Source organism: Pseudomonas sp. GW821-FHT03A09, assembly GCF_059421065.1.
The window spans coordinates 41,649-64,094 of record NZ_JBWKUX010000010.1; the positions used below are offsets into that span (position 1 = coordinate 41,649).

Genomic DNA, 22,446 nt, shown 5'->3' on the forward strand with positions numbered 1-22,446 from the left:
GTGATTGCACGTATGGTTATAGGGTTGTTGTTCTTGTTTATGTCGAATTCCTTTGCGATGGCTGAGTCTGCTGTTGTACCGCAACAGGCGGAGGTGACAGTCGAGAAAAATAATAATTCGGCATTGGAATTTGACTTCAGAGTATTTAAAGAAGTTTCTGTTACTCGACTCGATGCTCAAGATAAACGCATTAATGATCTTGGTGCGTCAATCATGCAGCAAGCGAACTATATGGCTGAAATCTCCAACGTCTCTACCTGGGTTGGTATTGGCGTTACGGTCATTGCTTTTTTTGCAGGCCTCTTCGTATGGATCAGCTCAAAAAACCGCGCTACTGTTGAGGCTAGAGAAGCCGCCAAAATTTGGTTTGATGAAAACAGTAACCGCCTTCAATCTCAAATTCACGAGTTGAAAGTGAAAGCAGATGCGGTAGGTGCGGATATTGACGATTTGCGTAAAAAAGCTGCTGATGCACACGCGGTGATTGATGAGCAGACGACGGAGTTTAATCATCATGCAGTCAAGAAACGCCAAGAAATTGACCTGTTAAGAGCAAGTCTAGTTGTCGTTGAAGATCAGGAAGCAGAAGCCCCAATCGATCCGCTGGTGGTGGGCGTGGCAGAAAAGGCTGCTGATTCCTTAGAATTAAAGGAAGAGAAAAAAGAAACTTATTCGGAACGTTATTATTCGAGTGGTTCTGATCACTACAGTGCTAAGAAGTTTGATCTGGCGTTAATCAGTTTTGACAAGGCGCTGGAGTCTGCAAAAGCGAGTCAGGCTTCAGCTCATATGCTTGTCAAAGTAATGCTTGCCCGTGCTATGACCTTGGGGATGCTTGATCTCAAGAGTAATGAGGTGGCAGTTTATGAAGATATTGACAGTCTTTATTGTCATGAGGAAAGTCAGTCGTTACGAGCTCTGCTTGCTAAAGCGTTACTTAATAAGGGTTTTAGACTTGGGCAGCTTGGCCGACGTGATGATGAAATGGCAGCTTACAAAGAAGTCGATACCCGGTATGGCAAAGATACTGACGCTGCAACACGCTCCAGGGTTGTTAACGCGCTTGTCAATAAGGGGATTTCCCTGGGGCGTCAGGATTTGAATGATCAAGCAATTGTGGTCTTCAATGAGGTTGATGAGCGTTTTGGAAAAGATAAATATCCAGCGGTGCGTGAGCAAGTTGTAAAAGCACTGCTCAGTAAGGGGGTGAGGCTCGGGAAGCTTGATCGTAGTGAAGAGGCGATCAAAGTTTACGAAGATGCCGACCTACGCTTTGGAAAAGATTCCAGTGTAGGGGTGAGTTTATATGTGGCTAAAGCGCTCAATAATAAAGGTCTCAGATTCGAGAAAATGGGGCGGCTCGATGATGCGCTGCAGAGCTACGACTTGATTCGCAGTCGCTATAAAAGTTCAAGTAATATGGAGTTGTATGTTCTGGCTGTGGCCGCTCTAGTCAATAAAGCAATTGCGCTTGGGAAGTCCGATCGTACGAATGATGCCATTGCCGTTTATAGTGAGGTCGACGACTTGTATTCAGGGGAGCGTGATATTGAGGTTCGCGCTCTTGTTTCCAGGGCACTCTTGAATATGGCCGTAAAATATAACGAAATCGGCCAGCTTGAAGAGGAAGTTCGTTTGTATGAAAGAATTCAGCTTGAGTATGGCTCGGATGAGCACGCGGCTACACGGGCCCGAGTAGCGAAGGCCACTGTCAATGCTGGTATTACTCTAAATCAACTTGATCACAAAAATGAGGCGGTCATTGCTTTTAGCAAGGCAGACCATATTTACGGTAATGACGAGGGGGTATCTATTCGAGAGCAGGTTGCGAGAGCGCTGCTAATGAAGGGAGTGGTACTAGGTAAATTGAACCAGAATGATGCTTCAATAGCTGCTTATGATGAAATGGTGAGGCGCTATGGTAGCGATAGTAATCCGGCGCTCCGTTTACCGGTTGTAAAGGCACTTAACAATAAAGGCTTTGGTCTCGTTAAAATGGATCTAAAAGAGGAGGCTGTCGCTGTTTTTGATCAGATCGAGAGAGACTACGGCGATGATGACCTCTCATCAGTACAAGAACTAGTTGCTAAGGCATCGCTCAAAAAGAGCTCTCTGCTTAGTCAACTGGATCTAGAGTGAGTCCACGTGCAACTGGTACACCACTGATGATAAATCTCTGAATGAACACCCGCGTGCCATAGGTCGAACAGGGGATTAAGGTTGGTGCTCTGAATCCCCTTGATACCTAGGCTTTACGCGGATTTACGAATAAATCCACCATCAAGTACAACGCCCCGATGGTGATTGCGATATCAGCGATGCGTTGAGCTCCGTCGGTTTCAACGGCCAGATGGGGCACGATGTCGTTGATGGAGCCTCCACATCGTGGATCATCGACGGCAGAACCTATTCGCCATCTTTTTTCGATCCCCTGGATCTCCTCTTCGGCACCGGCACAATCATGCTGACCTCGCGCTGATACTGGCGATACCTCTCACCAAACAGCATCACCAGATCCTTCTCTTCAATGTGGGCGCCGATAAAGATATAAGCCGTCAGCCCCACCGCAAACAACAGATGACCTGCCGTCATGTCCGGTGTTGCCCAAAAGGCAATCAAGAACCCCAGGTAAAGCGGGTGACGAACGATCTTGTACAACAGCGGCGTTCTGAAGATTGGAGCGTGTTGCGCGGCGTCACGCCAGCGGTCAATGGCTTGTTTGAGCCCGAACAGTTCGAAGTGGCTGATCAACAACGTTGACAGCAATACGATGCCCCAGCCCAGCCAGAACAGTCCTGTCAACACGGCTCTTGCCCAGGCTGTTTCAACGCTCCAAACCGTGTAGGTGATGGGGTGCCACAGCCAGAACAGCAATACGAGCACCAGGCTGCTGAGCAACACATAGGTGGAGCGCTCAACTGCCGCAGGAATGAATGTGGCCAGCCCGTTCTTGAAACTTTTACGCGCCATGACGCTGTGTTGAGCGGCGAAAAGAAGGATCAGTAGACAGTTGATCAATGCTGCCAGTGGCCAGCCAATGAGAGGACCATCGTTGATGCCCTTGGGCACAAGGGCGCTCCCTACGAAGCCTGTCAGGTATAAAAACGTGGCCAGGAAAATCAGGTAGCAACCGCTGCTGTACACCAGAACGGCGAGCCGTGTCGGGAGGTCGTTCGAGTGTTTTTGCGGGTTCATGGACGATTCCTTTCGCACATGGTGAAGGGTTGAGCCGGTTGATGACTGGGTTCGGCTCACTAAGACTAGCGGGGCAAATGGGTAAAGCAACCTGTGAGATTTAACAGTTCTTTAGAATATTGGGTGATTCAACTGATGTTCAATCGATATGGGGGAATGGTCGCTGCGGGAGCGTACTATGCCAGCCCCGACGACAGCCGCGATAAACGCATCACCTGCCAACACACCCAACCCCGCCACGCAAAGTAGCCGCTCCACGCACCCAGTGTCGCAGCCACGGCCATTTGCACTTGCCACAGTTCCAAGGCGGGTGCGTGCAGGGCATGCGCCACCCCCAGCGCATAGCGCGTGATGAAGATGCCGAGGATTACCAGCAAAGGCAGCCAGCTGCCTTTTACGGTCAGTCGACCATCGCCCGCATCGTGGCTCACGAAGCGGGAACTGAGGACACGGGAAATCCCCCATGCGCTGAACCCCAACCCAAGGCCCCAGTAAGCCAGCCCCGCACGCCAATGGGTGGTGTATTGCAGGACGCCGGCTACCGACAGGGCCAGCATGCCGATGGGCAACAGCAAGGCGAGGGCGGGGCGCACGCGGCGGGTGCGGGTTTGCAGTGCACCGAAAAGGCACAGGGCAATAAAAAGGGCGAATACCCAGCGCGGGGTGTGGGTGAGGTAATCCAAGTGGGTCCCGTCCTTGAGCGTTGAAGGTCGGTTATTTTGCGTCAGGCTATGTGACGAAATGATGAGGATCGGAGCGTGAAGACCTGCTCCCTCGGCCATTGCAGCCCAACGTCAAGGTCAGCCCTTGCGCCGGTTCGTGTACAGGGGGCATGAAGTCTCGGGTAATCGCAATTCTCCCAGCCCAGCGGTACTCGAATGTGGGAGCTGGCTTGCCTGCGATGGCGGTGGATCAGCTAATACATTTGGCACTGAAAGATCGCTTTCGCAGGCAAGCCAGCTCCCACCTTTGATCTCACTGGTCTTGAGGACTGTGTTGCCCCAAACAAAAATGCGCCCCGGAGGGCGCATTCTTTTGTTCGGTCAGCGATCGCCTATCAGGCAATTGCATCCCAAGCCCGATCACCGTGCTCGTCTTTAATCCGAGTCGGCAATCCCATCACGTCCAGTGCCTTCAGGAACGGCTCAGCCGGCAGTTCCTCGACGTTGGCCATGTGTTTCACATCCCACTCGCCACGGGCAACCAACAGGGCAGCAGCCACTGGAGGGACGCCTGCGGTGTAGGAGATGCCCTGGCTGTCGGTTTCGGCAAAGGCTTCTTCATGGCAGGCCACGTTGTAGATGAACATCTCACGTGGCTGGCCGCCCTTGGTGCCTTTGACCAGGTCGCCGATGCAGGTCTTGCCGGTGTAGCCCGGAGCGAGCGATGACGGGTCGGGCAGCACGGCCTTGACCACTTTCAACGGCACCACTTCCACGCCTTCGGCGGTGGTGACCGGTTTTTCGGAGAGCAGGCCGAGGTTCTTCAGCACAGTGAACACGTTGATGTAGTGTTCGCCGAAGCTCATCCAGAAACGCACGTTGGGCACATCGAGGTTTTTCGACAGCGAGTGCACTTCATCGTGGCCGGTGAGGTAGAGGTTCTGCGAACCGACAACCGGCAGGTCGTCGGTGCGTTTGACTTCGAACATGGTGTTGCTGGTCCACTGGCTGTTCTGCCAGCTCCACACTTGTCCGGTGAACTCGCGGAAGTTGATTTCCGGGTCGAAATTGGTGGCGAAGTATTTGCCATGGGAGCCGGCATTGACGTCGAGGATGTCGATCGAATCAATGCGGTCAAAATGCTGTTGCTGCGCCAGCGCGGCGTACGCGTTGACGACACCCGGGTCGAAGCCCACGCCAAGGATGGCGGTGATGTTCTTCTGCTTGCACTCTTCCAGGTGGTTCCATTCGTAGTTGCCGTACCACGGCGGGGTCTCGCAGACCTTGCCCGGCTCTTCGTGGATGGCGGTGTCGAGGTAGGCAACGCCCGTATCGATGCAGGCGCGCAGCACCGACATGTTGAGGAACGCGGAACCTACGTTGATGACGATCTGCGATTCGGTCTCGCGGATCAGGGCCTTGGTCGCTTCCACGTCCAGGGCGTTCAGCGCGAAGGCTTGGATGTCGGCGGGAACCTTGAGGCTACCCTTGGCCTTGACGCTGTCGATGATGGCCTGGCATTTGGAGATGTTGCGCGACGCGATAGCAATACGACCGAGTTCGTCGTTGTGCTGCGCGCACTTGTGGGCCACCACCTTGGCGACACCTCCTGCACCAATGATAAGAACGTTCTTTTTCAATTGCTTTATCTCTCCTTTATCCGCCAGCTTACGAAAGGCTGGACAGGTAGTCGTCGTAACCAAATTCACGAACCACCTCGACAGTACCGTCGAGTTGTTTCACTACGATGGACGGCATTTTCAGGCCGTTGAACCAGTTTTTCTTGACCATGGTGTAGCCTGCGGTGTCGATGAACGACAGCCGATCGCCGATGGCCAACGGACGATCAAATTGATACTCGCCGAAAATGTCCCCGGCCAGGCAGGATTTGCCGCACACCATGTAGGTGTGTTCGCCGTCGCTTGGCGCCAGCTTGGCGTTGAGGCGATAGATCAGCAGGTCCAGCAGGTGGGCTTCGATGGAGCTGTCCACTACGGCGAGGTTCTTGCCGTTGTAGAGGGTGTCGAGCACGGTGACTTCCAGGGAGGCACTGTTGGTGATCGCCGCTTCGCCGGGTTCCAGGTACACCTGCACGCCGTACTTCTCGGAGAACGCCTTCAAGCGCGCGCAGAACGCATCGACTGCATAATCTTCACCGGTAAAGTGGATGCCGCCGCCGAGGCTGACCCACTCGACCTTGTGCAGCAGCGCGCCGAAGCGTTCTTCGATCACACCCAGCATCTTGTCGAACAGGCTGAAATCGCCGTTCTCGCAATTGTTGTGGAACATGAAGCCGGAGATCTGATCGATCACGCCTTCGATCTTCACCGGGTCCCATTCGCCCAAACGGCTGAACGGACGCGCCGGGTCAGCCAGCAGGTAGTCGGAGCTGCTCACCTGTGGGTTCACGCGCAGGCCACGGGTCTTGCCTTCGGAGCGTTCGGCAAAACGCTGCAGCTGGCTGATGGAGTTGAAGATGATCTTGTCGCAGTTATCCAGCATCTCTTCGATTTCATCGTCAGCCCAGGCCACGCTGTAGGCGTGTGCCTCGCCTTCGAACTTCTGGCGACCGAGCTTCAACTCATACAGTGACGACGAGGTAGTGCCGTCCATGTATTGCTGCATCAGGTCGAACACCGACCAGGTAGCGAAGCACTTGAGCGCCAGCAGCGCCTTGGCGCCGGACTGCTCGCGTACGTAAGCAATCTTCTGCATGTTGACCAGAAGCTTCTGTTTATCGATGAGGTAGTACGGCGTTTTGATCATTTTTGAGAGCCTGCGGCGGTGCCTGCCAAAAAAGGACACGCATTGTGCCCGCACTTGAAGCGGATCGAAAGGTTAGCGAGCGGAATTTGCCGCGCACCTTTGCAAGTTACCCTGGCTGTGTGACCGTCTATCGCTATCATGGGCTGCCTGGACATGTGGTCCTGGAGTTGTCGACGGGAGGTCATGATGGATGCATGGACGTTGCACTGGTTGGAGGCTTCGGGCTCTTTGGCTGAGTTTCGCAATGAGTTGAATGAAGAGTTCGAGGTGGCTTATCGCGCAATTGCTCGCCGGATGCCGCCGCCACGGCTGGATGTGCTGATCCAGCGCTTGCCCGGTGAAACCATTGCGCAATTGGGCCTGGTCGGGCGGGCTTATCGCAGCACGATGTTCTCCATGACCCTGGACCCCGACAACCCTAATTTCGCCGCCAGCCTCAAAGGCGGGGTGGTGCATCGGCATATTGTTCACGAGGTGCATCATTGCCTGCGCATGGCGGGGCCAGGGTACGGTTGGACGCTGGGTGAAGTGCTCATCAGTGAGGGGCTGGCCGGACAGTTTGTGCAGCATGTGATCGGCAGCGAACCGGAGCCGTGGGAGAGGGTGCTGGGTTTTGAAGCGTTGCAAGCTGCGCCGGTGAGCCTGAGTGAGCTTGAAGCGACTTACTACGATCACAACGCCTGGTTCTTTGGTGCAGGCGACAAGCCCAAATGGCTGGGATATGCGCTGGGGTATCAAATGGTCGGGCGATGGTTGGCGACAACGGGAGCGCCTGATGCGACAACCTGGGTCAACGTCAATGCAAAAGACATCATCGCGGTGGCGGTTGATGAAGGATTGCTGCGCAACACCTTGTAGGCGTTGCCGGACTGAGGGGCTCAACGCAGGCTCACCGGCGTGCTAACGTCTGTTCTTCTGAAACAGCCTGCGCCCACAATCTTTATGAGAATGCCCGACATAGAGGCCATCCAGGCGTTTGTCCTGGTTGCCGAACTCAAGAGTTTTACCCGTGCGGCCGACGTGATTGGCGGCACCCAGGCGGCCATTAGCCTGAAGATCAAGCGCCTGGAAGAAAGCCTTGGCCATAAATTACTCGAGCGCACGCCGCGCAAGGTTACGTTGTCTGCCCATGGCCGGATGTTCGTTGCCAATGCTCGGCAATTGCTCGACCACTACCAGAACACGATGAAATGCTTTGGGCAGCAAAAGCGCACTTTGCGCGTGGGGGTGAGCCATCACATTGTGGGCGCCGACCTCAGTGTCTGGTTGCGCCGCCTGGCCAGCGCTGATCCGGAAGTGGTGGTTGCGTTCAGCCTGGGGACCTCGCGGGATATGCTGGCAAACTATGAGCAGGGCAAACTGGACGTGGCAATGATCCTGCGGCATGACAATCGGCGCCAGGACGGTGAGGTGGTGGGAGTCGAGCGCTTTGGCTGGATGGCGGCTGAGGACTTCACGCTGCGCCGGGGTGACGCCTTGCCATTGGCCATTCAACCTGACCCCTGCGGTATGCGCAGTATGGCCCTGACCGCCCTGCAACTGCGCAACCGCGCCTGGGAAGAGGCGTTTGTAGGCAGCGGGATTCTTGCCATTGGCGCGGCGGTCGTCGCTGGGATCGGGGTTGGTGTGATGGTCGAGCGCATGGCACCGAAGGGGTGTGTGGATGCGCAGCAACGTCTTGATCTGCCGCCGCTGCCCGCGCGTGAGGTGGTGCTCTATACCGCACAGCGTGATGCTCAGGCGCAGGCGCTTATTCGGGTGTTGAGTGCGGACATCCCGGCTTAAAGCAACAGGCGCCCGATCGAGGCAATCAGCCAGGTGAGACCGCCGATGCCAAGCAGGGTGACAACGAGTGCGGCGAGGTGGGCCAGCAGAATCGTCAGCGGTGACATGAACGTATTTCCTTGAGGGGGAGGAAATACGAGTATGGAAATCACCGAGTCGTTGGAACAGGCGCCTCGCGCTATTTCAATGATAAGTAAAATGGTGGGTTGCAGGGCGCGCCAGGCCTGATTGCCATAAAGCCGTCATCTCTTCACCACCTTCCTGCCACACTCCAGCGCTACTGTCCTCGCCAATGAGATCGATCTCAAGCGAGTGACAATGACTGACCTGAAAGACGTAGCGCGGCTGGCCGGCGTATCCCGCGCCACTGCCGCCCGCACCATTCAATCAGGTGTGTCAGGGATAAAGTGCCCGGCTCAGTTAGTCTTCAGCGTTAGTGCGTGAGTTGCAGTGTCATCAGCTACCGGACGAAAGCCACAACGCAAATAAAACCCCGCCGCTTCGGGCGTATCGGTAGACAGGCGTATCGATTGGAAATGTACGCTGGCATATTCCAGCAGCTCTTGCACCAGCGCTTTGCCGATATTGCATCCGCGCCCAGCAGGAGCAACGTATACGCGGCGCAGTCGACCGATACCAGGGGCAGCATAGGGGTCGCGGGAAAGACCGCCGATTGCGATCAACGTCCCTCCACAAAAGACGCCCAAAAGACATTCGCCCGGTCGGTCGTATCGGTTGGTGCCATCTTCCCACTCGCTGATCAGGCGGGTCAGGAACCTGAACCCTTCGACAATAGCCTGCGCTTCAAGCGTGTGAATATGTTTGGGGAGGTCGTCTAATTTGCATATCGAATAGTCATTGTTGGCGTGTCTCACAACGACTCCGGTTCGAACCAGGCAGCTTTGGACTCAATACAACCATGTGTCTGCTTGTGCGGAACAAAAGGCGTATCGAGGGTGCCGAGCGCTATGGAGATCCACTCTGGATAAAGCCCATTGGCGTCGGACCAGAACAGTGATGAGCCACACTGGGAGCAGAATTGGCGTGTCACCCCCGTTGAGGACTCATAGCTTCGCAACACATCCGCCGAAGTGTTGAGACTCACTGCTGACTTGGGCGCACTGGCATACGTTGCAAACGCAGCGCCATGGCTTTTCTGGCACTTTTTACAGTGACAGTGGGTGACGGACTTGAGCGCTGTCGAGACTTGATAAGTCACGGCGCCACAGAGGCAACTGCCTTTGGTCATTGCATTCATGCGTGTTCTCCTCGTGCAGTACGCATGCCGACCACAAACGTACAAGATCCAGCGCAAACGCCCTCAGTAGACTTCCCGCATTCCCTCTACTGCAGGTTCCCCATGGACATCTTCCTCTACGCCTTCAGCGTTATGTACAGCCCAGGCCCGGTCAACTTCATGGGCCTCAACGCCGGGCTCACCGGCCAGTTCCGGCGCTCCACCGGGTTCTTCACCGGGGTGGGCTGCGCGATGATGGTGTTGTTCGTGCTGTTTGGCTACACCGGTGAGGCGATCATTTCCCAGGCGGCGTTGCCGTACATTTCCCTGGTGGGCGGTGTGTACACCCTGTACCTCGCCTATCAGGTGTTCACTGCCCGCACGGTGGTGGATGAACAGTCTGCAACGGCGCCGGCCAAGACCCTCACGTTCTGGAATGGTTTGGTGATTCAGTTGCTCAACCCCAAGGGCATCATGGCGGTGTTGCCCATCACCAGCGTGATGCTGCCGGCGGCGCACATCACCGGGGTTTCCATCGCCGTCGTTTCGGCTGCACTGGCGTTCGGTGCATTCGGTGCACCGTGGGTTTATGCGCTGCTCGGGGCCTTGCTGGGGCGGCGGATCAATGGAACGTCAGCGTTTACAGTGTTCAATCGCTGCATGGGTGTGGCGTTGGCGGTGTGTGCGTATTTCATGTTCCATGCGTTCTATCTGCACGTGAATGCAACATGAGGGAATCTTGTGATCATCTAGAATAATATGAGTTTGTCTCACTATCAGTGCTTATCGACAATGGCTGCCATACATAAAGACATTGGAGTTGTAAGTCATGGCAGTCGCTCATTCCCTTGGATTTCCGCGCATTGGACGCGATCGTGAACTGAAAAAAGCGCAGGAAGCGTTTTGGAAGGGCGAGCTCGACGAAGCCGGCCTGCGTGCCGTTGGCCGTGACCTGCGCAAGGCCCATTGGGACTTGCAGAAAAACGCCGGTATCCAATTATTGCCCGTTGGCGACTTCGCCTGGTACGACCAGGTGTTGACCCACTCGCTGATGTTCGGTGTGATCCCCGAGCGTTTCCGCCCAGCCGATGGCAAAGCCACCTTGCACACCTTGTTCGGCATGGCCCGTGGCGTCAGCGATACCTGCTGCGGCGGCGCCCACGCCCAGGAAATGACCAAGTGGTTCGACACCAACTACCACTACCTGGTGCCTGAGTTCAGCGCCGATCAGACATTCCATCTCGGTTGGGATCAACTGTTCGAAGAGGTGCAGGAAGCCCGCGACCTGGGTCACACCGTCAAGCCGGTGGTTATCGGCCCGCTGACTTACCTGTGGCTGGGTAAAGCCAAGGGCGGCGACTTCGACAAACTTGACCTGCTCGACCGCCTGCTGCCGCTGTATGGCCAGATCTTCCAACGCCTGGCCGAGCTGGGTGTGGAATGGGTACAGATCGACGAGCCGATCCTGGTACTCGACTTGCCTCAAGAATGGAAAAACGCCTTCGAGCGTGCCTACAACCTGATCCAGCGCGACCCGCTGAAAAAGCTCGTGGCAACTTACTTCGGCGGCCTGGAAGAGAACCTCGGCTTGGCCGCCAACTTACCGGTCGACGGCCTGCATATCGACCTGGTACGTGCCCCGGACCAGTACCCGACCATCCTCGACCGCCTGCCGGCTTATAAAGTGTTGTCCCTGGGCGTGGTCAATGGCCGTAACGTCTGGCGTTGCGACCTGGAAAAAGCCCTGGCAACCTTGCAGCACGCTCATGAGAGGCTCGGCGATCGCCTGTGGGTGGCGCCGTCCTGCTCGCTGCTGCACAGCCCGGTGGATCTGGGCCGTGAAGACACGCTGGATGCCGAGCTGAAAAGCTGGCTGGCCTTTGCCGTGCAAAAGTGCTCGGAAGTCGCCGTGCTGGCCCAGGCTGTCAATCAGCCCGAAGCTCCCAATGTGTTGGCGGCCCTGGCTGAAAGCCGCGCTGTCCAAGCCGCCCGTGCGGCTTCGCCACGCATCCACAAGCCCGTTGTACAGGCACGTGTCGCCGCCATTACGGCCAAGGACAGCCAGCGCCAGTCGCTGTTTGCCCAGCGTATCGAGAAACAACGCGCCGGCCTGAACCTGCCATTGTTCCCGACCACCACCATCGGTTCGTTCCCGCAAACCGCCTCGATCCGCCTGGCACGCCAGTCGTACAAGGCCGGCAAGTTGAGTGAGGCCGAATACGTCGAAGCCATGCACAGCGAGATCAAGCACGCCGTGGAGGTGCAGGAAAACCTCGGCCTGGACGTGCTGGTACACGGTGAGGCAGAACGCAACGACATGGTCGAGTACTTCGCCGAGCAACTGGATGGCTACGTGTTCACCCGCTTCGGTTGGGTGCAGAGCTACGGTTCGCGCTGCGTGAAGCCGGCGGTGATCTTCGGTGACTTGAGCCGCCCGAAGGCCATGACCGTAGAGTGGATTCGTTATGCCCAAGGCCTCACCCACAAGGTGATGAAGGGCATGCTGACCGGCCCGGTGACCATGCTGATGTGGTCGTTCCCGCGCGAAGACGTGAGCCGCGAAGTGCAGGCCCGCCAACTGGCCCTGGCGATTCGCGACGAAGTGGTGGACCTGGAGGCTGCCGGCATCAAGATCGTGCAGATCGACGAAGCCGCGTTCCGCGAGGGGTTGCCATTACGCCAGGCGCAGTGGCAACACTACCTGGACTGGGCCACCGAAGTGTTCCGCCTGTGCGCCTCCGGTGTGCGTGACGAAACCCAGATCCACACCCATATGTGCTACAGCGAGTTCAACGATGTGATCGAGTCCATCGCGGCCATGGATGCCGACGTGATCACCATCGAAACGTCGCGCTCGGACATGGAGCTGCTGGACGCCTTCGAAGCCTTCGCTTACCCGAATGAAATCGGTCCGGGTGTCTACGACATCCACTCGCCACGGGTGCCGGACGCTTCGGAAATGGCCAACCTGCTGCGCAAGGCAGCCAAGCGGATTCCGGCCGAGCGCCTGTGGGTCAACCCGGATTGCGGCTTGAAGACGCGGGGCTGGCCGGAGACGGAAGCGGCGTTGATTCATATGGTGACGGCGGCGCGTCAACTGCGGGCTGAACTGGGGTAGTCTAAACACCTGTCTTCAAAGACTGGCCGCAATGCTCAAGGGTGTTGCGGCCAGTTTTTGTTGAGGTTTTCAGGATCGTTGGGGGAGTGATGATGAGCATGCAAGCACAGTCGGCCGAAGCCGTGATCGAGTTCTGGAAACAGGCCGGCCCCAAGCGTTGGTTCGCCAAGGATGAGGCATTTGACGCGGCGTTTCGCGACACCTTCCACGAAACCCATATGCAGGCCGCGAGGCGTGAATTGGAGGGCTGGCTGGAATCGGCGCAAGGCGCGCTGGCCCTGCTGATTCTGCTGGACCAATACCCGCGCAATGCCTTTCGTGGCACCGCGCATATGTTCGCCACCGATCCACTGGCGCGGCTGTATGCCCAACGCATGGTGGGTGCCGGGCTGGATCAATTGATCGAACCTGAGTTGCGTGCGTTCTGTTATTTGCCGTTCGAACATTCCGAAGACCTGGCGGATCAACTGCGTTCGGTGGAACTGAATCAGCACCTGGACGCCAGCACCTATCACTGGGCTAAGGAGCACGCGAACATCATCGAACGGTTCGGACGCTTTCCCCATCGCAACGCGTTGCTGGCCCGGGTTACCACCGAGCAGGAACATGAGTTCCTCAAGGACGGTGGCTTCGCCGGTTAAGCCTCGGCGGGCTCCACCACTTTCTTGGCATCGGCCGGGCGAAAACGCCGCAAACCCTTGAGGTCGACCGCCCAGCGCAAGGCTTCGGTGGCCGAGGGGCGCGGGCCTTGGCTGATCGCATGTTCATCCTGGGTGAGGGCGGCGAGGTAACCCTGGGCGCCGCCGCGCTCGCTCCAATAGTGGGTGTGGCTGAGCCAGGAACGGGCGAGCCAGCCTTTCCATTTGCCCACGCTGACCGGTAAATCGAGCACACCGTTGCCCATCACCGGCTTGACCGGGCCGCCGACGATGTCGCCAAACAGGCCATAAGGTGCCGGGAAGTAGAGGTTGGTCCAGCGCGTCACCGCAAACGCTGCGGCATGATGCAGGTAGTGCGGCGTAAAAGGCTGCTGGCCTAGCATCACCGGTTGGCGGGCGTTGTAACCGTAGCCCTTGTCATCCTCGGTGGGTGGGCAGGCCGGGGCTTCGCGGCGCTCCATACGTTGCTTGAAGTCGCTGACGCTGCGGCCCAACAAGAGGCTGGCATGGGCCATCGGACTGCCGACGGTGACCAGGTCGGTGATGCGCCACGGGTTGCCCAGGCCGCGCTGTTCGACAAACGCCGCCGCCTGCTGTTCGCGAAACCGCAAGGTGCTGCCCAGGCTGCCGTCGAGGGCGGCGCCGGCGTTGGGCAGTGCTTCCTTGATCACCGGTTGCAACGCTTCGTGATGGGCGTAGCGGGCGGCCAGTTCGCGATTGCTGGGCGTCACCTGGGTGAGCTGGTCGTGATGTTCGTGCCACAGGTAGCCGACGATGTCGTAGGCGATCACGCTGCCCAGGCTGTGGCCGACCACGATGATGCGGTCGTAGTCGCCCTTGTTGTGCAATGCGCGCAACAGCTCTACGCCATCGGCGCGTATCTGCTCACGCACCACCACATTCTGGGGGTTGGGGCTCAGGTAGCGCGCCGCATCGCCAAGGTAGGACAGGGCGGAATAGCGCAAGCCCAGGCCAATGGCACCCAGCAGCAGCGGCACCAGCGCAAAGGGGTTGTCGCTGTGATCGAAGCGGCCCCAGGCCGTGGCCAGGGTGCCGCTGGCGATCAGCAGCAGAAGCACTAGCACTGTCCAGCGCGTGGTACGCCAGATCGGAACGATGGCGTCGGGAATGTCGCGGCGCGGACGCTTGAAAATGTCCCACAACCAGCCGAGCAGGTGGCCCACCTTGGTGCCCTGCATCTTGTGGGCCCAGTAGTATTCGTAGAAGTCCGTGGAGGTGCGGCCCGACGACTTCAACACGCGCAGGTCGAAATTGCGCGACAGCCGATCCGGTTTGCTCCAGTAGAAGGGTTTGTCGTCGGGTGAGTTCGTCGGGATCATGGCTTCGACGAAGCCGCGCAGAGTGTCCATTGGGCGCTGTTCACCGATGCCGTGGATAACCACAACCGCTTGTTTCATGTGCTGTTCATTCCTTGAAGGCCACGAAGGGGGAGGGGAGTTGGTAGGTAGCTAATCGCCATAATACTGCCACCATCGGCGCTATTCCCGCCAGGAATGCCCCCATAAAAAACCAACATTGTCTTTATTTCCGTACATCTCGTAGCGTTGGCTTTCACCCAAGGAGAACCGCCATGCGCCCGTTACGCCTCTACGTTGATGCCCAGTTCACCAGCCCCTATGCGATGTCGGTATTCGTCACCTTGCAGGAGAAGGGGTTGGCCTTCGACACCGTCCCCGTAGACTTGGACGCCGCACAACAGCACGCAGCGGGCTTCGCCGAGCTATCCGTCACACAGCGTGTGCCGACGTTGGTGGAAGGCGATTTTGCCTTGTCGGAATCCTCGGCGATCACGGAATACCTCGACCAGGTTTACCCCGAGACGCCGGTGTACCCGGCCGACCCCAAGCAGCGAGCGAGGGCTCGGCAGGTCCAGGCGTGGTTGCGCAGCGACTTGCTGCCCATCAGGCAGGAACGTTCGACGTTGGTGGTGTTTTACGGCGTGAAAATGCCGCCGCTGTCGCCTGTGGCGCAAACCGCCGCGCGCAAATTGATCGGTGCGGCGCAGGCGCTGTTGGCGGGTAACAGGGCGTACTTGTTCGGCGAATGGTCGATTGCGGATGTGGACCTGGCCGTGATGCTCAACCGGCTGATCCTCAACGGCGACGAGGTGCCGGCCGAGTTGGTTGCGTATGCCCGGCGCCAGTGGCAGCGGCCGTCGGTGCAGGCCTGGGTCAACCTGACACGCCCGGCGCTTTAAAGTATTACAGCCATTCGTGGGCCACACGCCGGTCGAGGTCTTCCCAATCGGCCATGCCCAGCACGCGTGTGGTGTTCAAGCCGCGCAGGTAGCCGCGCAGTTGCTGGGCGCTGGCGTAGCGTTGGTCAGCGTCGGCCGTCTCGTTCTGCAGTACGGTTTCATAGTCGACCAGGTAATCGGCGACCCGCTCGCGAAACTCCGGCAATACGGCTTCGCGGATGCGGTCGAAGGTTTTCTGGTGGGGCTTCATGGCGTGGTCCTTATAAGTTTTATTGAAAGCGGGCTGCGCAACACTATCGGTTCAAATGATAGTCACCATCAAGGATTGCAAGTTCTGTTTTTGCTGGAAAGGTGGAAAATTGCGCCATCGAAACGCTGTTCAAGGAAACGCGCGATGAGGACGATAATCCAGCTGGGTTTGATGCTGTTGATGGTAGGTTCGGTGGCCATGACCACCCCGGCCATTGCCGATGAACTGCGTACGGGCCATTTGCTGCCACTCGTCGGTAGCGTAGACTCCCTGGCGCGCGCGCAATCGGTGGGTGTGTTGTACAGCGAAAACACCCACGACAACCTCAGTTACCTTGAACGCTACCATGCCATGGCGATGAACGGCGCCAAGGATGCCTTGGACGGACGTATCCGCGAGGCTTTCGTCAACAGCTCCGATCCTGAGCTGGCCATCGATTGGCTGATGAGTTCGTTGCAGGGCACTTTTCTGTCGGTAACGGTCTATAGCAGCCTGGATGAGCTGGTGCAGGCGCACCCGGACGTGGTGGTGATGCTCGATACCCATAACCAACTGCTGACCCAACGCAACGATTTGGTGGAAGCGAGGTTTACCGCACGGTTCTATGACGCGGACTTGCAATATATCGCCAAGGCCGAAGGCTCGGTGCACAAACAAGTACCGTCGGTGTGGGTGCATGACAAGGCGGCGCCTGAAATTGCCGCTCAGATCGAGCAACAGCGTGATGTACAGCTCGACGCCTTGAAGCAGTTCGATGCGTCGCTCAAGGCGCTGGTACGAGCGGGTTGATGTGAACCTTTTTTAGTTATTTTCAGGAATTTTTATGCGCTCATTTTTCGTCCCGGCCCTGGCTTTTGCTTCTTTGGTGCTGACCGGTTGTGTTTCCGCTCCCAATGCCCCGACCTTGACCCTGCAAACCAGCAAGACGCCCGAAGGCTATGTGCAGTGCGTATTGCCCAAGCTTGAAAAGCACGGCATCACCTCCACCGTGACGCAGAACTCGCGCCACGCCAAGGTGCTGTTGACCAGCAAGATTGCTGCCGATGATGTACTGGAAGCCTACAAGTCCCAGGACGGTACCAAGGTGTTCCTGTATGAGCGCAAGCCACTGGCATCGGCTATCACGCCCTCGCGGCTGGAGCTGGCGGCCAAAGACTGCAAGTAACGCCAGTCAACACAGTACTCAATGTGGGAGGGGGCTTGCCCCCGATAGCAGTGGTTCAGCCAATGAACTCGTCGTTGGCACACCGCAATCGGGAGCAAGCCCCCTCCCACCCATTGCTGTGTGAATGTCTCAGGGTTTCGCTTCGCTGCTGAAACTGTCGACCGCCTTGAGCAGCCCTTCAGCCGCCAATGCCACCAACTCCCCACCTTTTTCCACCGTCGCCAGGGCCGGGTCCGAACCCATGCGCCCGTCGGGGAAGCGTGCGCGGAAATCCAGCGCCTCGCGGATCGGCCCGGTATTGGCGATCTGCGGCGAATAATCGGCTGACTTGATCGACTCCGGATACGCCCACTGCGTCACCGCGATCTCTGACGGCGTGGCATGGCTGCCATGGCCTACCGGGAATTGGCGGTGCGCCAGCTCGGAAACACCTTCCAGATCCCACCAGTTCACCAGCTTCAGTGCGAACCCGGCCGGGCGGCGGGCATAGCTGGCTTCGGCATACAGCTCGGAAAACGCGGCCTCGATGGTCGCGATATTGCCGCCGTGGCCGTTCAGAAACAGGATCTTCTCGAAACCATGGCCGGCCAGCGAGCGCACCCAGTCGCCAATCGCGGCGATAAAGGTGGAAGGGCGCAGGGAAATGGTGCCGGGAAAGCCCAGATGGTGCTGGGCCATGCCGATATTGAAGGTCGGGCCGATCAGGATGTCGGCGTTCTTCTGCGCCTCATGGGCGATGATCTCCGGGCACATCCAGTCGGTGCCCAAAAGGCCGGTGGGACCGTGTTGCTCATTGGAACCGATGGGGATCACCACCGTGCGGCTGCGCTCCAGAAACTGCCCGATCTCGATCCAGGTGGACTTATGTAGAAGCATGCGGTGCTCTCTTTTATCTGTGGGGACAGGCTATCCGCCACGGATTGTACGACTACTGGCCACCTGTTGGGGTTTGCAATTGAGGTAGGTCGAGGACTTCAGCCAATGCTGGTCCGGGTACCAGGAAAACATGAACTGCCCATCCTTGAGCTTGTCCACCACCTTGCGCGCCACTTGCGGCCGCACGGCCGGGCAGCCCTGGCTGCGACCGATGCGGCCTTCGCGTTTGCTCCACGCGGGGCTGACGTAGTCGGCGGCGTGAATCACCAGTGCGCGGTCCCGGGCCTGATCATTGAAGCCGGGCTCCAGGCCGTCCATGCGCAATGAGTAACCGTGGGTGCCCAGGTAACTTTCCTGGGTACGGAACAGCCCCAGGCTGGACTGGTGGCTGCCCTCGCGGTTGGAGAATTGCGTCGCGAAATTTTCCCCGGACTTCGCGCCGTGGGCCACCAGATCGCGCAGCACGAGGGTCTTTTTACGCAAATCGAAGATCCACAGCCGACGAGCGGTCGAAGGCTGGGAGTAGTCAATAACCGCTAGGCGATCCGAACGTTCTTCGCCGTTATTGACCGCACACTGCACCGCGTTCAGGGCGCTTTTGAGGACGGTGGGATTGAGTTCTGGAGCCGAGCGCGCCAGGCTGCTATACAAGTTAGGAGACGTCTGATTGGCGGCGAGCGCAAAATTGCTCAGCGTAGCCAGGGTCACGGTGATCAAGCCGAGGCGGCCAATAAAATTCAGCATCTGCAAAGCGTCCCCCGCCGTAGATTGGAGTCAGGTCAATTGTTCAAAAAACACGCATGTTACTTGAGCATTTGCTTGCTCGTTGCACCGCTGGTCGCGACAGCCGAATCGTTGCCGCCAGACGCAGTCCCCGTGGCCTCATCCAGCCCTATCCAACTGGCCCTGGCGCAACTCTCCAGCGTTTGCCCAAGCCTCGCTCCGCACATCGACCCTGGGGCGCTGTTGCGCCTGCAAGCGTTCTACCAGCAGCAGGGTGATGCGCCACTGTGGGCTACCGGCGAGCGCCGCCCAGCGTTGCAGGCCCAGTTGCAACTGCTGGCCGACGATGGCCTGGACCCTTCCCACTATAGCCTGCCTGCGGTAGACGCCACGGCCAACGTGCTGTGCAGCGATATCGACAGCAGTCGCCAGTACCTGCAAGCCTTGCAGGATCTGCATTACGGGCGCTTGCAGCAGTCGCGTTACGAACCGCTCTGGCATTCCCAGCCGCCTACCCGTGACCCCAATACCGAGGTGCTGGCGTTCGCGAGCACGGGTTTGCAAGACATGGCGAAAGGCTTCGACCAGGCGCGCCCCAGTGCCGACTTGTATCGCAGCCTGCGCAATGCCTACGCGACCGTGCGTCTGCAGCCCTTGCCCCATTGGAATCCTGTCGCCAGTGGCCCCTTGCTGCGACCTGGCATGGAGGACCCCCGCGTGCCGGAACTGGCGCGACGCATGTTCAGCGGTGGCTACCTGGCCAAGGCACCGACCGGAAACAGCAGGCAATACCGTGACGAACTGGTCAAGGCGGTTAAGGCGTTCCAGCTCAGTCACTCATTGCAAGCGGACGGCGTGATCGGCGCCGGCACCGTGGCGGAACTCAACATCAGCCCGGCGATGCGTCGTGAACAACTGCGCATCAACCTCGAACGTTTCCGCTGGCTCGCCCAGGACCTGGAGCCTGAAGGGGTGGTGGTGAACGTCGCGGCGGCGCAACTGAGCGTGTACCAAAGTGGCATCCCGGTGTGGCAGACACGCCTGCAAGTGGGGCGTGCCGAACGCCAGACGCCGCTGCTCAAGTCCCGCATCACCCGGTTGACCCTCAACCCCACCTGGACTATCCCGCCGACCATCATGCGCGAGGACAAGCTCCCGGCGATCCGCCTCAACCCCGAGTACCTGCGCCAGCAGAACCTGCAAGTGCTCGATGCCCAAGGTCGCCCGCTGACGCCCGACCAGGTGGATTGGTCGCGCCCGGGCAACATCCTCCTGCGTCAGGACGCCGGCCCACGTAACCCGTTGGGGCGGATCGTGATGCGCTTTCCCAATCCGTATTCGGTGTACCTGCACGACACGCCCAGCCAGCCGCTGTTTACCAAGGGGCCGCGGGCATTCAGTTCGGGATGTGTGAGGGTGGAGCAACCGTTGATGTTGCGCGACCTGCTGGTGAGCCCGGCCGAACGTGCGCGCACCGATGCATTGCTGGCCACCGGCGCGACCCACGAGTTCAGGCTGGCCACGCCGGTGCCGGTACTGTTGGGGTATTGGACGGTGGAAGTGGATCGTCAGGGCGGGTTGGTGTACGCGCCCGATATCTATGGGCGCGACCCGGTGTTGATCAAGGCGATGGGCGCGGTGCTCTAGCGGGAGCGCCGCTACTCAGGCATCAGTTGTTGGCGACATTCCAGCACCAGGCGGGCGCCACCCAGCTCACTGGTGCCGACGTCCAGCTTGAAACCATGCAGGTTGATGATCGCTGCGACAATCGAAAGGCCCAGGCCAAAACCACCTTGCTGATCACCTTCATCCACCCGATAGAAGCGTTGGAACACCGAGTGACGCTCAGCCACCGGAATCCCGGGCCCCGAGTCATGCACTTCGATTCGCGTGCTGCCCACATCGTTGGACGCGCGCAGGATGACCTTGCCGCCAGGCGGTGTGAACTTGATCGAGTTGCTCAGCAAGTTGGCCAAGGCTTCGAACAACAGTGCGCGGTCGCCGGTGATCCACGGTAGAGACTCGGGGATTTGCAATACCAACTCCATTTCGCCTTCTTCCGCCAAAGGCAAGTAGAAGTCATGCAATTCGCGTAGTAGCGGCAACGGGTCCATCACCAGAAAGCCCGAGCGGCGTTGGTGGTCTTCCAGTTCAGAGATCCGCAGCAGCCCGCGAAAACGCGCCATCAGCGTGTCGGTTTCGGCGATGGCATCGTCCAGTTTCACCGCATGGGCCGAGTCTTCTTCGGCTTGTTGCTTGATGCGATAAAGCTGCGCACGCAGGCGTGTCAGCGGGGTGCGCAGGTCGTGGGCGATGTTGTCGCATACGCCCTTGACCTCGTTCATCAGCTTCTCGATGCGGTCGAGCATGGCGTTGACGATGGCGGCGAGCATGTCCAGTTCGTCACGGCGATTGGACAGCGGCAAGCGGTGGGTCAGGTCGCCGGCGACGATAGCTTCGGCGCTGGCCTGGATGCCTCGAATGCGTCGTAAAGGCCGGCGGCGCAGCAAATGCCAGCCCGCAGCGCCCGGGATGATGGTCAGGGACAGCGCCCACAGCAGGGCATGCCAGATGATCCGGGTGACACCAAATAACGAACCATTGGCACGCACCAGTACCAACCAGCGGCCGTCTTCGGTGTGGGTAGCCACGGCGTCGCAGCTGTCCTTGGGCAGTTTGGGGTCGTCGGAGTCGACGCAGTTGGCCAGGGCGTGGATCTTGCCGTCCAACGGCAGGTCGGGCGGCACTGCACGGATCGGCCCGCTCAGTGGGCGAAACTGTTCATCGAATAGGCCGTAGGCGTCCACGCCCTTCATGTCGAAGGTCATGCTGGTGGTCAGGGCTTCCACCAGTTCCTCGCCGTCGAAACGTTGGAACAGGTGCTGGCGTTGCATCAGGGAGTGGCGTGACAAATCGCCCAGGTATCCCGAGACCTCGTAATACAGCACCCCCATGAGGATGCAGCTCCACGCCACGAACAACGAGCTGTACAGCGCCAGCAAGCGGCTGCTGGAGGAACGCCAGCCCTTAGAGGGGTTCAGCAATGACATACCCGGAACCTCGTACCGTGCGGATCAACGGCGTGAGGCCCGGTGGATCGATTTTTTTGCGCAGGCGACCGATGTGCACGTCGATCAGGTTGGTGCCCGGGTCGAAGTGATAACCCCAGACTTCCTCGAAGATCATCATCCGCGACAGAATCTGCCCGGTGTTGCGCATCAGGAATTCCAGCAGTTTGTATTCGGTGGGAAGCAGGCTCAGCGGCTGTTCGGCGCGGCTGGCTTCGCGGCTGATCAGGTTCAGTTCAAGGTCGGCCACACGCAAAGCGGTTTCGAATTCCTTGACCGTGCTCTTGCGTCGCAGCAGCACTTCCACACGGGCGGCCATTTCGTCGGAGGCAAATGGTTTGGTCAGGTAATCATCACCACCGGCACGCAGGCCGCGTACACGCTCGTCGACATCGGAGAGGGCGCTGATCATCAGGATCGGCGTCGACACGCCGATGGTGCGCAAGGTGGTGACGATGGCCAGGCCGTCGAGTTCCGGCAGCATGCGGTCGAGGGTGATCAGATCGTAATCACCGCTCACGGCACGGACCAGGCCTTCGCGGCCGTTGTCCACCCAATCTACGTCCAGTCCATGGCTACTCAGCTCGGCGACGATCTCGCGGGCCGTTACGGCGTCATCCTCGATGGTCAAAATGCGTGTCATAGGATTACCTGGTGAGCGTTCACACTAGAAGTGGGGGCATTTTGCCAAGAAATGATAGTCGGCTTACTAAAAAAATTTTCA

Annotated in this window: 22 protein-coding genes and 1 pseudogene; 11 read left to right on the plus strand and 12 right to left on the minus strand. The window is 58.4% G+C overall.

Going from position 1 to position 22,446, the window contains the following annotated elements:
• Positions 1 to 2,139 (plus strand): tetratricopeptide repeat protein, encoded by a 2,139-nt coding sequence (locus tag AC07V4_RS18695; protein ID WP_492636436.1) that lies wholly within the window; start codon positions 1 to 3, stop codon positions 2,137 to 2,139.
• Between the two features lie 267 nt (positions 2,140 to 2,406).
• On the opposite strand, the gene mddA is transcribed toward AC07V4_RS18695, so the two are convergent.
• From mddA to AC07V4_RS18715, 4 genes are all read right to left on the minus strand, one after another.
• Positions 2,407 to 3,195 (minus strand): methanethiol S-methyltransferase, encoded by a 789-nt coding sequence (mddA, locus tag AC07V4_RS18700; protein WP_492636437.1) that lies wholly within the window; start codon positions 3,193 to 3,195, stop codon positions 2,407 to 2,409.
• 176 nt (positions 3,196 to 3,371) lie between these two features.
• Positions 3,372 to 3,878, minus strand: coding sequence for a DUF6622 family protein (locus AC07V4_RS18705; RefSeq protein WP_492636438.1), 507 nt, complete (start codon positions 3,876 to 3,878; stop codon positions 3,372 to 3,374).
• 374 nt (positions 3,879 to 4,252) lie between these two features.
• Positions 4,253 to 5,497: a saccharopine dehydrogenase family protein gene (locus tag AC07V4_RS18710; protein WP_492636439.1), complete on the minus strand. Its 1,245-nt coding sequence runs from the start codon at positions 5,495 to 5,497 to the stop codon at positions 4,253 to 4,255.
• A gap of 28 nt (positions 5,498 to 5,525) precedes the next feature.
• A complete protein-coding gene (locus AC07V4_RS18715; RefSeq protein ID WP_178922248.1) occupies positions 5,526 to 6,623 on the minus strand; it encodes a carboxynorspermidine decarboxylase in 1,098 nt (365 codons plus the stop codon).
• A 186-nt stretch (positions 6,624 to 6,809) separates the two neighbouring features.
• Between AC07V4_RS18715 and AC07V4_RS18720 the strand changes: the two genes are divergently transcribed.
• From AC07V4_RS18720 to AC07V4_RS18730, 3 genes and pseudogenes are all read left to right on the plus strand, one after another.
• Entirely contained in the window at positions 6,810 to 7,481 is a 672-nt protein-coding gene (locus tag AC07V4_RS18720; protein WP_492636440.1) for a DUF2268 domain-containing putative Zn-dependent protease, read from the plus strand.
• A 90-nt stretch (positions 7,482 to 7,571) separates the two neighbouring features.
• Positions 7,572 to 8,408 (plus strand): LysR family transcriptional regulator, encoded by an 837-nt coding sequence (locus tag AC07V4_RS18725; protein WP_492636441.1) that lies wholly within the window; start codon positions 7,572 to 7,574, stop codon positions 8,406 to 8,408.
• Between the two features lie 312 nt (positions 8,409 to 8,720).
• A pseudogene (locus tag AC07V4_RS18730) lies at positions 8,721 to 8,798 on the plus strand (LacI family DNA-binding transcriptional regulator); the annotation flags it as partial.
• Between the two features lie 26 nt (positions 8,799 to 8,824).
• On the opposite strand, the gene AC07V4_RS18735 reads toward AC07V4_RS18730, so the two are convergent.
• Positions 8,825 to 9,283, minus strand: coding sequence for a GNAT family N-acetyltransferase (locus tag AC07V4_RS18735; RefSeq protein ID WP_492636442.1), 459 nt, complete (start codon positions 9,281 to 9,283; stop codon positions 8,825 to 8,827).
• On the minus strand, positions 9,280 to 9,666 hold the full coding sequence (locus AC07V4_RS18740) for a GFA family protein (RefSeq protein ID WP_492636443.1): 387 nt from the start codon (positions 9,664 to 9,666) through the stop codon (positions 9,280 to 9,282). Before AC07V4_RS18740 ends, AC07V4_RS18735 begins: the two co-directional genes overlap by 4 nt.
• Before the next feature lie 102 nt (positions 9,667 to 9,768).
• Between AC07V4_RS18740 and AC07V4_RS18745 the strand changes: the two genes are divergently transcribed.
• From AC07V4_RS18745 to AC07V4_RS18755, 3 genes are all read left to right on the plus strand, one after another.
• Positions 9,769 to 10,377 carry a LysE family translocator gene (locus AC07V4_RS18745; RefSeq protein ID WP_492636444.1) on the plus strand — a complete coding sequence of 203 codons (609 nt, stop codon included), beginning with the start codon at positions 9,769 to 9,771 and terminating at the stop codon, positions 10,375 to 10,377.
• A 97-nt stretch (positions 10,378 to 10,474) separates the two neighbouring features.
• The gene (gene metE, locus AC07V4_RS18750; protein WP_492636445.1) at positions 10,475 to 12,763 is read left to right on the plus strand and encodes a 5-methyltetrahydropteroyltriglutamate--homocysteine S-methyltransferase; all 2,289 of its coding nucleotides are present in this window, start codon (positions 10,475 to 10,477) and stop codon (positions 12,761 to 12,763) included.
• 98 nt (positions 12,764 to 12,861) lie between these two features.
• On the plus strand, positions 12,862 to 13,404 hold the full coding sequence (locus AC07V4_RS18755) for a DUF924 family protein (protein ID WP_492636715.1): 543 nt from the start codon (positions 12,862 to 12,864) through the stop codon (positions 13,402 to 13,404).
• Here AC07V4_RS18755 and AC07V4_RS18760 read toward each other — a convergent pair.
• Positions 13,401 to 14,840: an alpha/beta hydrolase family protein gene (locus AC07V4_RS18760; RefSeq protein ID WP_492636446.1), complete on the minus strand. Its 1,440-nt coding sequence runs from the start codon at positions 14,838 to 14,840 to the stop codon at positions 13,401 to 13,403. The two genes, AC07V4_RS18755 and AC07V4_RS18760, sit on opposite strands and share 4 nt — an antisense overlap.
• 173 nt (positions 14,841 to 15,013) lie before the next feature.
• Between AC07V4_RS18760 and yfcF the strand changes: the two genes are divergently transcribed.
• Positions 15,014 to 15,640: a glutathione transferase gene (yfcF, locus tag AC07V4_RS18765; protein ID WP_492636447.1), complete on the plus strand. Its 627-nt coding sequence runs from the start codon at positions 15,014 to 15,016 to the stop codon at positions 15,638 to 15,640.
• 4 nt (positions 15,641 to 15,644) lie between these two features.
• Here yfcF and AC07V4_RS18770 read toward each other — a convergent pair whose 3' ends face one another.
• On the minus strand, positions 15,645 to 15,890 hold the full coding sequence (locus AC07V4_RS18770; protein ID WP_492636448.1) for a hypothetical protein: 246 nt from the start codon (positions 15,888 to 15,890) through the stop codon (positions 15,645 to 15,647).
• A 144-nt stretch (positions 15,891 to 16,034) separates the two neighbouring features.
• Here AC07V4_RS18770 and AC07V4_RS18775 point away from each other — a divergent pair, with 144 nt between their 5' ends.
• Together AC07V4_RS18775 and AC07V4_RS18780 are read left to right on the plus strand one after the other, a co-directional pair.
• Positions 16,035 to 16,679, plus strand: a complete 645-nt coding sequence (locus AC07V4_RS18775; RefSeq protein WP_492636449.1) for an ATPase — start codon at positions 16,035 to 16,037, stop codon at positions 16,677 to 16,679.
• A 34-nt stretch (positions 16,680 to 16,713) separates the two neighbouring features.
• Complete coding sequence (locus tag AC07V4_RS18780; protein ID WP_492636450.1) at positions 16,714 to 17,055, plus strand: hypothetical protein; 342 nt, start codon at positions 16,714 to 16,716, stop codon at positions 17,053 to 17,055.
• 129 nt (positions 17,056 to 17,184) lie between these two features.
• Here the strand turns inward: AC07V4_RS18780 and AC07V4_RS18785 are convergent, their stop codons facing one another.
• Together AC07V4_RS18785 and AC07V4_RS18790 are read right to left on the minus strand one after the other, a co-directional pair.
• The gene (locus AC07V4_RS18785) at positions 17,185 to 17,931 is read right to left on the minus strand and encodes a creatininase family protein (protein WP_492636451.1); all 747 of its coding nucleotides are present in this window, start codon (positions 17,929 to 17,931) and stop codon (positions 17,185 to 17,187) included.
• Between the two features lie 30 nt (positions 17,932 to 17,961).
• Positions 17,962 to 18,675: a murein L,D-transpeptidase catalytic domain family protein gene (locus tag AC07V4_RS18790; protein ID WP_431751837.1), complete on the minus strand. Its 714-nt coding sequence runs from the start codon at positions 18,673 to 18,675 to the stop codon at positions 17,962 to 17,964.
• 39 nt (positions 18,676 to 18,714) lie between these two features.
• Here AC07V4_RS18790 and AC07V4_RS18795 point away from each other — a divergent pair, with 39 nt between their 5' ends.
• Complete coding sequence (locus AC07V4_RS18795) at positions 18,715 to 20,301, plus strand: L,D-transpeptidase family protein (protein ID WP_492636452.1); 1,587 nt, start codon at positions 18,715 to 18,717, stop codon at positions 20,299 to 20,301.
• Between the two features lie 11 nt (positions 20,302 to 20,312).
• On the opposite strand, the gene AC07V4_RS18800 is transcribed toward AC07V4_RS18795, so the two are convergent.
• Positions 20,313 to 21,704, minus strand: a complete 1,392-nt coding sequence (locus AC07V4_RS18800) for a sensor histidine kinase (RefSeq protein WP_431751839.1) — start codon at positions 21,702 to 21,704, stop codon at positions 20,313 to 20,315.
• Positions 21,682 to 22,365 (minus strand): response regulator transcription factor, encoded by a 684-nt coding sequence (locus AC07V4_RS18805; protein ID WP_003219726.1) that lies wholly within the window; start codon positions 22,363 to 22,365, stop codon positions 21,682 to 21,684. The genes AC07V4_RS18800 and AC07V4_RS18805 overlap by 23 nt, the downstream gene beginning before the upstream one ends.
• Between the last annotated feature and the right edge of the window lie 81 nt (positions 22,366 to 22,446).

Excerpts from the sequence above, each read along its gene's own strand:
- AC07V4_RS18760 (WP_492636446.1), bottom strand. The coding sequence starts at position 14,840 with ATGAAACAAGCGGTTGTGGTTATCCACGGCATCGGTGAACAGCGCCCA.
- AC07V4_RS18755 (WP_492636715.1), top strand. The coding sequence starts at position 12,862 with ATGCAAGCACAGTCGGCCGAAGCCGTGATCGAGTTCTGGAAACAGGCC.
- AC07V4_RS18775 (WP_492636449.1), top strand. The coding sequence starts at position 16,035 with ATGAGGACGATAATCCAGCTGGGTTTGATGCTGTTGATGGTAGGTTCG.
- AC07V4_RS18715 (WP_178922248.1), bottom strand. The coding sequence starts at position 6,623 with ATGATCAAAACGCCGTACTACCTCATCGATAAACAGAAGCTTCTGGTC.
- AC07V4_RS18800 (WP_431751839.1), bottom strand. The coding sequence starts at position 21,704 with ATGTCATTGCTGAACCCCTCTAAGGGCTGGCGTTCCTCCAGCAGCCGC.
- AC07V4_RS18805 (WP_003219726.1), bottom strand. The coding sequence starts at position 22,365 with ATGACACGCATTTTGACCATCGAGGATGACGCCGTAACGGCCCGCGAG.
- AC07V4_RS18785 (WP_492636451.1), bottom strand. The coding sequence starts at position 17,931 with ATGCTTCTACATAAGTCCACCTGGATCGAGATCGGGCAGTTTCTGGAG.
- mddA (WP_492636437.1), bottom strand. The coding sequence starts at position 3,195 with ATGAACCCGCAAAAACACTCGAACGACCTCCCGACACGGCTCGCCGTT.
- metE (WP_492636445.1), top strand. The coding sequence starts at position 10,475 with ATGGCAGTCGCTCATTCCCTTGGATTTCCGCGCATTGGACGCGATCGT.
- AC07V4_RS18720 (WP_492636440.1), top strand. The coding sequence starts at position 6,810 with ATGGATGCATGGACGTTGCACTGGTTGGAGGCTTCGGGCTCTTTGGCT.
- AC07V4_RS18745 (WP_492636444.1), top strand. The coding sequence starts at position 9,769 with ATGGACATCTTCCTCTACGCCTTCAGCGTTATGTACAGCCCAGGCCCG.
- AC07V4_RS18770 (WP_492636448.1), bottom strand. The coding sequence starts at position 15,890 with ATGAAGCCCCACCAGAAAACCTTCGACCGCATCCGCGAAGCCGTATTG.
- AC07V4_RS18780 (WP_492636450.1), top strand. The coding sequence starts at position 16,714 with ATGCGCTCATTTTTCGTCCCGGCCCTGGCTTTTGCTTCTTTGGTGCTG.
- yfcF (WP_492636447.1), top strand. The coding sequence starts at position 15,014 with ATGCGCCCGTTACGCCTCTACGTTGATGCCCAGTTCACCAGCCCCTAT.
- AC07V4_RS18740 (WP_492636443.1), bottom strand. The coding sequence starts at position 9,666 with ATGAATGCAATGACCAAAGGCAGTTGCCTCTGTGGCGCCGTGACTTAT.
- AC07V4_RS18725 (WP_492636441.1), top strand. The coding sequence starts at position 7,572 with ATGCCCGACATAGAGGCCATCCAGGCGTTTGTCCTGGTTGCCGAACTC.
- AC07V4_RS18790 (WP_431751837.1), bottom strand. The coding sequence starts at position 18,675 with ATGCTGAATTTTATTGGCCGCCTCGGCTTGATCACCGTGACCCTGGCT.